This is a genomic window from Streptomyces sp. NPDC041713, assembly GCF_055591085.1.
The window spans coordinates 391,673-401,697 of the sequence record NZ_JBVIZY010000007.1 but is presented as its reverse complement, the minus strand read 5'-3'; the positions used below and the strand labels follow the sequence as shown (position 1 = coordinate 401,697).

The following is a 10,025-nucleotide window of genomic DNA, read 5'->3' as shown; positions in this document are numbered from 1 at the left end:
CGTCGGCGCACGATGGGCCGGTCCGCACTCGGCCGCGAAAGCTGATGGCCCGAGCGGGAGGCCGCCGGGCTGGCCGAGCTCGCACCGGGGCGTCGACCCGCGATGGGCCGGGCCGCACCCGGCAGCGAAACGTGATGACCCATCCCAGCGTCGCCCGCCGCCTCACCCCTGGCCGTCCGGGTCAAAAGTCAACGTGCGGTGGAGGGGCGGGAGTCAAGGGTGGAGCGGAGCGGAATCGGCGAAGCCGACGCCCGTAGGGCGCCCTTTACTCCCGGCCCGGAGCCGCCACACTCCGCAAAACCCCGGGCGGCCCCGGTACGAATCGAAGGCGCCGGGCCACCAAAGACACCCAGAGCCCCGGACGTCGCCGCCGCACCCCGTGCAACGCCCAGCCCCCCGAGGTAACGACTTCGTAGCCGCGAAGCCGTTCACTCTTGACGCCCCATTCACGCCAGCCGTACGGTCCCACCAATTGGAAAGTTTCCTAACAGTTACTGGCCGAAGGGCAGGCGTCGCATGACGGCAGCAGGCAGCACCCCGGGCTCCCCGGGGACTCCGGGCACCCCGGGAACCCCCCGCGTCCTGCGCGCCATGAACGACCGGGCCGTCCTCGACCTCCTCGTCGCCCACGGCCCCCTCACCCGTACCCGTATCGGCGAACTCACGGGGCTGTCGAAGCCCACCACCTCGCAGCTCCTCGGCCGCCTCGAGGCCGCCGGGCTCGTCCACACCACCGGCAGCCTCAGCGGACGCCCCGGCCCCAACGCCCTGCTGTACGAGATCGACCCCGGCGCCGGCCACGTCGCCGCGCTGTCCGCCGACCCCACCGGCATCACCGCCCTCGTCGCCGACATCACCGGCACCGTCCTCGGCCGCGAACGCGTGGAGGCCGACGCCGTCGCCGAGGACGTCCGGCACCGTACCGCCCAGCTCGTCACCGAAGCCGTCGACGGCGCGCTGCGTCAGGCGGGGCTCGGCCACGACGACCTGCGCGCCGCCGTCATCGGCACCCCCGGCGCCATCGACCCGCACACCGGCCAACTGCGGTACGCCCCGCACCTGCCGGGCTGGCACTCGCGGACGCTGCGCGACGATCTCGCCGCCGTCCTCGGCACACCCGTCGACATCGAGAACGACGTGAATCTGGCCGCCGTCGCCGAGCAGTACGAGGGCGCCGCCCAGGACCACGACAACTACGTGCTGACCTGGCTCGACGAGGGAGTCGGCGCCGCCATCGTGCTCGGCGGCACCCTGCTGCGCGGCGCGACCGGCGGCGCGGGCGAGATCGGCTACATGCCGCTCCCCGGCGCCCCGCTGCAACGCGGCGAAGGCGAGGACGAAGGCAAGGGCGGCGGCAACGGCGGCTTCGAGAGCCTCGTCTCCGCGTACGTCGTCCGCGAACTCACCGGCGGCGGCGCCACGTTGGACGAGGTCATGGCCGACGACACCGCGCTCGGCGAGGTCGCCCGCCGCATCGCCACCGGCATCGCCGCGGTCGTCGCCGTCGTCGACCCCGAACTCGTCGTGCTGTCCGGCTCGGTGGCCCAAGCCGGCGGCGACAAGCTGCGGGTCCGGGTCGAGGAGGAGCTGACCGGGCTCGCCCTCCCCCGCCCGCAGATCCGCATCAGCGAACTCGACGGCGACCCGATCCTCACCGGCGCCCTCCGCTCGGCCCTCACCCAGGCCCGCGACCAGGTCTTCGACACGGCCTGAGGCACTGCCTGACACACCGCGCGCAACCCCCCGCACACCTGCCCGCCGCCCCGCCACCTCCCCCTCCCGCAAAGGAAGTCCGCCATGCCGCGATGGCGCATGCCCACCTGCGCGTCCGCGGCGCTCGCCGCAGCCGGTCTGTTGCTCTCCGGCTGCGCCAACCCGAGCGTCGGCAGCGCGAACGACGACCCCACCAAGCCCGTCACCCTGAAGTTCTGGCACGGCTGGGCGACGCCCGGCGAGGTCAAGGCCGTCAACGACAGCATCGACCGGTTCGAGAAGCTGCACCCGAACATCGAGGTGCAGGCCACCGGCAACGTCTCCGACGAGACCATCAACCAGGCCCTGCGGGCGGGCGGCGACAAGGCCCCGGACGTGGTGTCGTCCTTCACCACCAACAACGTCGGCCAGTACTGCGACTCGGGGATGTGGACGAACCTCGACCCGTTCATGGCGAAGACCGGCCTCGACAAACGCAAGACGTTCCCCAAGACGCTCCTCGACTACACGAGTTACCGGGGCAACCAGTGCGCCCTGCCGCTCCTCGCGGACGCCTACGGGATGTACTACAACAAGGACGCCTACCGCGAGGCCGGCATCGAGCGGCCGCCGCGCACCATGTCCGAGTTCAAGGAGGTCAGCAAGAAGCTGACCGTCCGCAGCGGCAAGAACTCGTACAAGCGCGTCGGGTTCATGCCCAACTTCCGCTTCTACCAGAACAGTCCGGACCGCCTCTTCGCCCAGTGGGGGCCCCGGTACTTCGACGAGAACGGGGACGCGCGGCTCGCCGACGACCCCTCGACGTACAAGTTCTTCAAGACGGCACGCCAACTCGCCGACGCACAAGGCGGTTACGGCGACCTCGAACGGTTCCGCCTCACCTTCGGCGACGAGATGTCCAGCCAGAACGCCTTCCTGACCGGCAAGGTCGCGATGCACCTGGACGGCGAGTGGCGCGGCCTGATGCTGAAGGAGGCCAAGGCCGACTTCGACTGGGGCGTGGCCCCGCTGCCCGTACCCGACGACCAGGCCGACACGTACGGGCGCGGCTTCATCACCGGCACCGTCGCCGGCATCGCGCACAGCAGCAAGCACCAGAACGCCGCGTGGGAGCTGGTGCGGTTCCTGACGGCGGACACGAAGCAGGTGGTGAAGTTCGCGAACGCCATCCACAACGTCCCCTCCACCTTCGCCGCACTCAAGTCGCCGGAGCTGGACGCCGATCCGACCTTCCGGACCTTCTTCGACATCCTGGAGAACAAGCACAGCAAGGCCCTGCCCCCCTCCGTCAACGGCGGCGCCTACGTCGTCTCGCTGCAGGACTTCTCGTACTCCGCGGAGGCCGGACGCGTCCCCGACCTGCGCAAGGGCCTGACGAAGCTCGACGAGCAGATCGACGCCGACACCCTCCAGTCGAAGAGCTGACAAGCCGAGGACCCCGCCATGGCAATGACCCTCTCCAACCCCGCGCGCCGCAGACTGCGCACGCTGGGCTTCCTCTCCCCCTGGCTGGTCGGGTTCAGCGTCTTCTTCGCGTACCCGCTGATCGCCACCGTCTACTTCTCGTTCATGCACTACAACCAGATCAAGGAGCCCACCTTCGTGGGCCTCAGGAACTGGAAGTACGTGTTCGAGCAGATGCCGCTGTTCGGGCCCGCCCTGTGGAACACCCTCTGGCTGGTCGTGGTCATGGTGGCGCTGCGGGTGGTCTTCGGGCTCTCGCTCGGGCTGCTCATCACGAAGATCAAGACGGGCGCCGGCTTCTTCCGCACCGCCTTCTACCTGCCCTATCTCGCCCCGCCGGTCGCCGCCACCGTCGCCTTCGTCTTCCTGCTCAACCCGGGCACCGGGCCGGTGAACGAGATCCTGGACGCGGTCGGCATCTCCGGGCCCAACTGGTTCAACGACCCCGACACCGCCAAGCCCTCGCTCGTGCTGCTCTCCCTGTGGGGCATCGGCGACCTGATGGTGATCTTCATGGCGGCGCTGCTCGACGTGCCGAAGGAGCAGTACGAGGCCGCCGACCTGGACGGCGCGGGCGCCTTCGCCAAGTTCCGGTACGTGACCTGGCCGGCGATCACGCCCATCGTGATGTTCGCGGTGGTCACCGGCGTCGTACAGACCATGCAGTACTACACGCAGGCCCTGGTCGCGGGGAAGGTCGCGTCCGGCGTCAACATCGGACCCGGCTCGGTGATCCAGCCCGGCTACCCGGACCACTCGACCCTCACGGTCCCCCAGCTCGTCTACCAGATGGGCTTCCAGAACTTCAACACCGGTGCCGCGTGCGTGCTTTCGCTCGTGCTCTTCGCCATCGCCATGGCCGTGACGACGCTCCTGATGCGCAAGCGCTCCGGGCTGCTCGCGGCGGAGGACTGAGGACTCATGACGACCACGACTCTCGGCGCGCCGACCACCGCGGCCCCCGCCTCCCGGGAACGCGGCCCGGCCGCCGCCCGCGCCCGCCGCAAGCGGACCCTGCACTGGATAGCCGTGCACAGCGTGGCGATCGCCGTCGCGCTGCTCTTCGTCCTGCCGTTCGTCTTCGTCTTCCTGACGTCGGTGATGAGCGACTCGCAGGCGATGAGCGGCGACCTGTGGCCCGACGCGTGGCACTGGTCCAACTACCGGCAGGTCTTCGACACACCGGGCTTCCTGGACTGGTGGCGCAACTCCCTGATGTACGCGGGGCTCGGCACCCTCTTCACGGTCTGCTCGGCGATCCCGGTGGCGTACGCGCTCGCCAAGTTCCGCTTCCGCGGCCGGCGCACCGCGATGCTGCTCGTCATCTCGACGATGATGCTGCCGCCGCAGGTCATCGTGATCCCGATGTACCTGGTGTGGGCGCAGCAGTTCCACCTGTCGGGCACGCTGTGGCCGCTGATCATCCCGATGGCGTTCGGCGACGCGTACTCGATCTTCCTGCTGCGGCAGTTCCTCCTCACCATCCCCAAGGAGTACATCGAGTCCGCGAAGGTCGACGGCTGCGGTGAGTTCCGTACGCTGGTCAGGATCGTGGTGCCGATGGCCAAGCCCGGCATCGCCGCCATCGCGCTCTTCCAGTTCTTCTACTGCTGGAACGACTACTTCGGGCCGCAGATCTACGCGGCCCAGAACCCCGGCGCCTGGACACTCAGTTACGGCCTGGAGTCGTTCAAGAGCGCCCACAGCGTCAACTGGAACATGACCATGGCCGCGACGCTGCTCGTCATGGCGCCCGTCATCGTCATCTTCTTCTTCGCACAGAAGGCCTTCGTCGAAGGCGTCACCCTCACCGGAGTAAAGGGCTGAGAAACGGTATGAAGCTCGCAGTGGTCGGCGGAGGCTCGACCTACACACCCGAACTCATCGACGGATTCGCGCGGTTGAGGGACACCCTGCCGGTCGAGGAGCTCGTCCTCGTGGACCCGGCGGCCGACCGTCTGGAGCTGGTGGGCGGCCTCGCGCGGCGCATCTTCGCCAAGCAGGGCCACCCGGGCCGCATCGTCACCACGTCCGACGTGGACGCGGGCGTCGCCGACGCCGACGCGGTCCTGCTGCAGCTGCGCGTGGGCGGCCAGGCGGCCCGGCAGCAGGACGAGACCTGGCCGCTGGAGTGCGGCTGCGTCGGCCAGGAGACCACGGGTGCGGGCGGTCTGGCCAAGGCGCTGCGCACGGTGCCGGTCGTCCTCGACATCGCCGAGCGCGTCCGGCGGACCAACCCCGACGCCTGGATCATCGACTTCACCAACCCGGTGGGCATCGTCACCCGGGCGCTGCTGCAGGCCGGACACAAGGCCGTCGGCCTGTGCAACGTGGCGATCGGCTTCCAGCGGAAGTTCGCGCGGCTGCTCGATGTCGCGCCGGGCGAGGTGCACCTCGATCACGTGGGCCTCAACCACCTCACCTGGGAGACGGGTGTACGGCTGGGCGGGCCCGGCGGCGAGGACATCCTGCCGAAGCTGCTGGCCGAGCACGGGGACGCGGTCGCCGAGGACCTGCGCATGCCGCGCGCGATCGTCGACCGGCTCGGCGTCGTCCCCTCGTACTACCTGCGCTACTTCTACCAGCACGACGCCGTCGTCGACGAGCTCCGCACCAAGCCGTCGCGCGCCGCCGAAGTCGCCGCGATGGAGGCGGAGTTGCTGGCGATGTACGGCGACCCTGCCCTGGACGAGAAGCCGGAGCTGCTCGCCAAGCGCGGCGGCGCCTTCTACTCGGAGGCGGCCGTGGACCTGGCGGCGTCGCTGCTCGGCAACGGCGGCAGCCGGTACCAGGTGGTGAACACCGTCAACCACGGCACGCTGCCGTTCCTGCCCGACGACGCGGTCATCGAGGTGCAGGCCACGGTGGACGGCTCGGGCGCCACGCCGCTGCCCGTGCCGCGCCTCGACCCGCTGTACTCCGGGCTGATCGCGCACGTCACCGCGTACGAGGACCTGGCGCTGCAGGCCGCGCTGCACGGCGGCCGCGAGCGCGTCTTCAAGGCGCTGCTCGCGCACCCGCTGGTCGGCCAGTACGCGCACGCCGAGCAGCTCACCGACCGCCTCGTCGCGCACAACCGGGAGCACCTGGCGTGGGCGTAGGCACGAGCGTGCTCGCGATCGACGCGGGCAACAGCAAGACCGACGTCGCGGTGATCGCGGCCGACGGCAGCGTCGTCGGCGCGGCCCGCGGCGGCGGGTTCCAGCCGCCGCTGGTCGGCGTCGAGACCGCGGTGGACATCCTCGCGGCGGCGGTGGCGCGGGCGTTCGCCGAGGCCGGCACCGACTCCGTGGGCCATGTGTCGGCGTGCCTGGCCAACGCCGACCTGCCGGTGGAGGAACGGCAGTTGGCCGACGCCCTGCGGCTGCGCGCATGGGGCTCATCCGTCGAGGTGTACAACGACACCTTCGCCGTCCTGCGCGCCGGGCTCCTGGAGGACGCGGAGCCGCGTGGTGTCGCCGTGGTGTGCGGCGCGGGCATCAACTGCGTCGGCATGCTGCCGGACGGCCGCACCGCCCGCTTCCCCGCCATCGGCCGCATCTCGGGCGACTGGGGCGGGGGCGCAGCCCTCGCCGAGGAGGCGCTGTGGCACGCGGCGCGCGCCGAGGACGGGCGCGGGCCCGCCACCGCGCTGCGCGAGACGCTGCCCGCGCACTTCGGCCTGGAGTCGATGTACGCGCTGATCGAGGCGCTGCACCTGGGGCACATCGCCGCAGCGCGGCGGCACGAGCTGACGCCGGTGCTGTTCGTCACCGCGGCGGGCGGCGACGCCGTCGCCCGGTCGGTGGTGGACCGGATGGCCGACGAGGTGGTGGCCATGGCGGGCGTCGCCCTGGACCGGCTCGGCCTGCTCGACGAGGAGGCGCCTGTCCTGCTCGGCGGCAGCGTCCTCGCCGCCCGGCACCCCCAACTCGACGACCGGGTGCGGATGTTGCTCGCCGAGCGGGCGCCGAAGGCCGTGCCCCGGGTGGTCGCCGCGCGGCCGGTGCTCGGCGCGGCGCTGCTCGGCCTGGACCGGGTGGGCGCGCCGTCGCGGGTGTTCGCGCGGGTGCGCGAGCAGTACGAGGGCGCCGCGCAGGGCTGACCGGACCGCCGCCTCGCCCCGCCCCGCGCCCCGTGCGCGGGGCGAGGGAACCGAACCCCCCGCAATCACGTGTACAAGGGCAGGGATCCGAACAAGATCGAGTCAAGACCTGTGCGAATGTCCGTCCCTGCGGCAATACTTGCGGCCGACACCTCTTCCGGCGCCGCGCGCGCCGGGCGGAGGCAACCGTCCGGAGACCGAGGGGGAGGTCGAGGTCAAGGTGACACATCCGCCGTACGGCAGCGCCGCGCCGCCGGGCCCGCCGGTGCCGCCGTCCCGGGGCCCCGGGCAGGCCGCGCCGGCGATGCCCGCCGTGCCGCCGCAGGGGCCGGGCACCGCACCCGCGCCGCCGTCGAGCGACCCGGCGCTCACCCCGCCGCCGCCGGCCGCCCCGCGCCGCCGTACCGCCTTCTCCGAGGGCGTGGACCGGCTGCGCGCCGCCGCGACCACGGAGCCGGGCAGGCTCCGCATCATCGGCGCCGTACTGGCCCTGCTCGTCGTCGCGTTCGGCGCGGTCACCACCTGGCAGATGACGGAGCGCTCGGCCGCCGCGGACGACGTGCTGCACCGCAGCCAGCCGCTGACCGCCGACGCCGCGGCCATCTACCGCTCGCTCGCGGACGCCAACACCGCGGCGTCCAGCGGCTTCCTGGCGGGCGGCCAGGAGCCCGCCGACGTACGCGCACGCTACGAGCGGGACATCGAGCGCGCCTCCGACAAGCTGGCGAAGGCCGCGTCGAACGCCGGGTCGGGCTCCTCGTCGGCGGCCTCCGTCGGCAAGCTGAACAAGCTTCTGCCCGAGTACACCGGCCTGATCGAGCGGGCCCGCGCCAACAACCGCCAGGGCCTGCCGCTCGGCGGCGCCTATCTGCGTTACGCGAACGACAAGATGCAGACCCAGATGCTCCCGGCCGCCGAGAAGCTCTACACGGCGGAGAACGACCGGCTGAGCTCGGACTACGACAGCGCCAAGCCCTACCCCTGGTTCGCCATCGCCCTCGGCGTCCTCGCGCTCGCCGCCCTCGGCTGGGCCCAGCACCGCAACTACCGCCGTACGAACCGGGTGTTCAACCACGGCCTGCTCGGCGCGAGCGCCGCCGCCACGGTCGTGCTGCTCTGGCTCGTCGTCGGCCACACGGTCGCCCGCTCGGGCCTCGGCGACTCCTACGACCACGGCGTGCGCTCCCTGAACGTCCTCAACGACGCCCGCATCAGCTCCCTGAAGGCCCGCGGCAACGAGAACCTCACCCTGGTCAGCCGGGGCGCGGAGACCACCGAGGTGAACGGCGAGGCGCAGGACAAGTTCGACGTCGCCTACCGTACGCAGATGAAGCAGCTGGGCGGCGCCGACAGCGGTCTGCTCGGCAGGGCCGCCGACCTCGCCCGCGACACCGGCGGCGAGAGCCCCGTCACCGAGGCCGCGAAGAACGTGGGCGTGTGGAAGGACCGGCACAAGGTGGCGCGCGCCAGCGACGACGCGGGCAACTACCGGGGCGCGCTCGACAAGGTCATCGGCTCCCGGGCCGACAAGCCGACCGGCGAGTGCTTCGACAACGTGGACGCGGCCCTGGACCGGGCCCTGGCCTTCGAGCAGAACGAGTTCCAGCAGGCGGCACAGGACGGCAGGGGCGCGATGAGCGGGCTCCCGGTCGGCGCCGCCGTCCTCGCCGTGCTGGCCGCGGCGGGCGCGGTGCTCGGCATCGGCCGCAGGCTTTCGGAGTACCGGTGATGGAGTCAGAGGTGAGAGGGGGCGCGCAGACGATGCGGACACGACGCGGCACGAGCGGCAGGCTGCGCGGCTGGGGCGGCATCGGCGCGATGGGCGTGGCGTGCGCCCTGACGGGCACCCTCGTCCTGGTGCTCCCGCAGTGGGGCGGCGGGGACGGCAGCACCGGCCGCGGCGGTCCGGGCAGCACGGTCGCGGCCCCCGCGCGGGCCGACGCCGACGACTGCAACGACCGCAGCCTGAGCCCCTCGGGCAAGGACGGCCCGGCCATCGAGAAGATCAAGAACCGCGACGTCAAGAAGCTCGTCGTCGGCGTCGACCAGAACAGCTACCGCTGGGGCTACCGCGACCCGAACAAGGCGGGCGGCCGCCTGGAGGGCTTCGACATCGACCTCGCGCACGAGATCGCCGAGGAGCTCTTCGGCGACCGCGACGCCGTGGTGTTCCGCGCGATCCCCACCAACCAGCGCATCAAGGCGATCCAGAGCGGCCAGGTCGACATGGTCGTGCGCACCATGACGGTCAACTGCGAGCGCCTGAAGGACGTCGACTTCTCCACCGGCTACTTCGAGACGGGCCAGCAGGTGCTCGCCCCGAAGAACTCCGACATCACGGGGTACGACACCTCGCTCGCCGGCAAGAAGATCTGCACCGCCTCCGGCTCCATCGCCGAGGAGGAGCTCAAGAAGAAGAACTACGGCGCCGACATCTCCACCACGGTCCCGAACCAACTCGACTGCCTGGTACGGCTCCAGCTCGGCGAGGTGGACGCCGTGGTGACCGACAGCGCGCTCGCCGCGGGCCAGGCCGCACAGGACCCGACGGTGGAGCTGAAGGGCAAGGAGCCGTTCACCACCGAGCACTACGGCATCGCCATGAAGAAGGGCTCCGACGATCTGGTCCGCCGGGTCAACAAGGTCCTCGACGACTACCGCGACGACGACGGCTGGAAGAAGTCCTACGACCACTGGCTGAAGGCGGCCCTCGGCAAGGACGCGGACCCGCCGGCCCCCGAGTACCGCGACTGACCCGGAGCCG

Annotated in this window: 8 protein-coding genes; all 8 read left to right on the top strand. The window is 71.4% G+C overall.

The genetic code is table 11. The annotated features are described in order from the left end of the window. Positions 1-516 precede the first annotated feature (516 nt). Complete coding sequence (locus ACZ6CV_RS23895) at positions 517-1,713, top strand: ROK family transcriptional regulator (RefSeq protein ID WP_469252736.1); 1,197 nt, start codon at positions 517-519, stop codon at positions 1,711-1,713. A gap of 84 nt (positions 1,714-1,797) precedes the next feature. Beyond that, the gene (locus ACZ6CV_RS23890) at positions 1,798-3,138 is read left to right on the top strand and encodes an ABC transporter substrate-binding protein (protein ID WP_469252735.1); all 1,341 of its coding nucleotides are present in this window, start codon (positions 1,798-1,800) and stop codon (positions 3,136-3,138) included. A gap of 18 nt (positions 3,139-3,156) precedes the next feature. Beyond that, positions 3,157-4,092 (top strand): carbohydrate ABC transporter permease, encoded by a 936-nt coding sequence (locus ACZ6CV_RS23885; protein ID WP_355808153.1) that lies wholly within the window; start codon positions 3,157-3,159, stop codon positions 4,090-4,092. Between the two features lie 6 nt (positions 4,093-4,098). After that, positions 4,099-5,004, top strand: coding sequence for a carbohydrate ABC transporter permease (locus ACZ6CV_RS23880; RefSeq protein WP_469252734.1), 906 nt, complete (start codon positions 4,099-4,101; stop codon positions 5,002-5,004). An 8-nt stretch (positions 5,005-5,012) separates the two neighbouring features. After that, complete coding sequence (locus tag ACZ6CV_RS23875; RefSeq protein WP_469252733.1) at positions 5,013-6,278, top strand: 6-phospho-beta-glucosidase; 1,266 nt, start codon at positions 5,013-5,015, stop codon at positions 6,276-6,278. Beyond that, complete coding sequence (locus tag ACZ6CV_RS23870) at positions 6,269-7,261, top strand: N-acetylglucosamine kinase (protein ID WP_469252732.1); 993 nt, start codon at positions 6,269-6,271, stop codon at positions 7,259-7,261. Before ACZ6CV_RS23875 ends, ACZ6CV_RS23870 begins: the two co-directional genes overlap by 10 nt. Before the next feature lie 220 nt (positions 7,262-7,481). Next, entirely contained in the window at positions 7,482-8,990 is a 1,509-nt protein-coding gene (locus ACZ6CV_RS23865; RefSeq protein ID WP_469252731.1) for a hypothetical protein, read from the top strand. Positions 8,991-9,022: 32 nt separating this feature from the next. Beyond that, entirely contained in the window at positions 9,023-10,015 is a 993-nt protein-coding gene (locus tag ACZ6CV_RS23860; protein WP_469252730.1) for a glutamate ABC transporter substrate-binding protein, read from the top strand. Positions 10,016-10,025 lie beyond the last annotated feature (10 nt).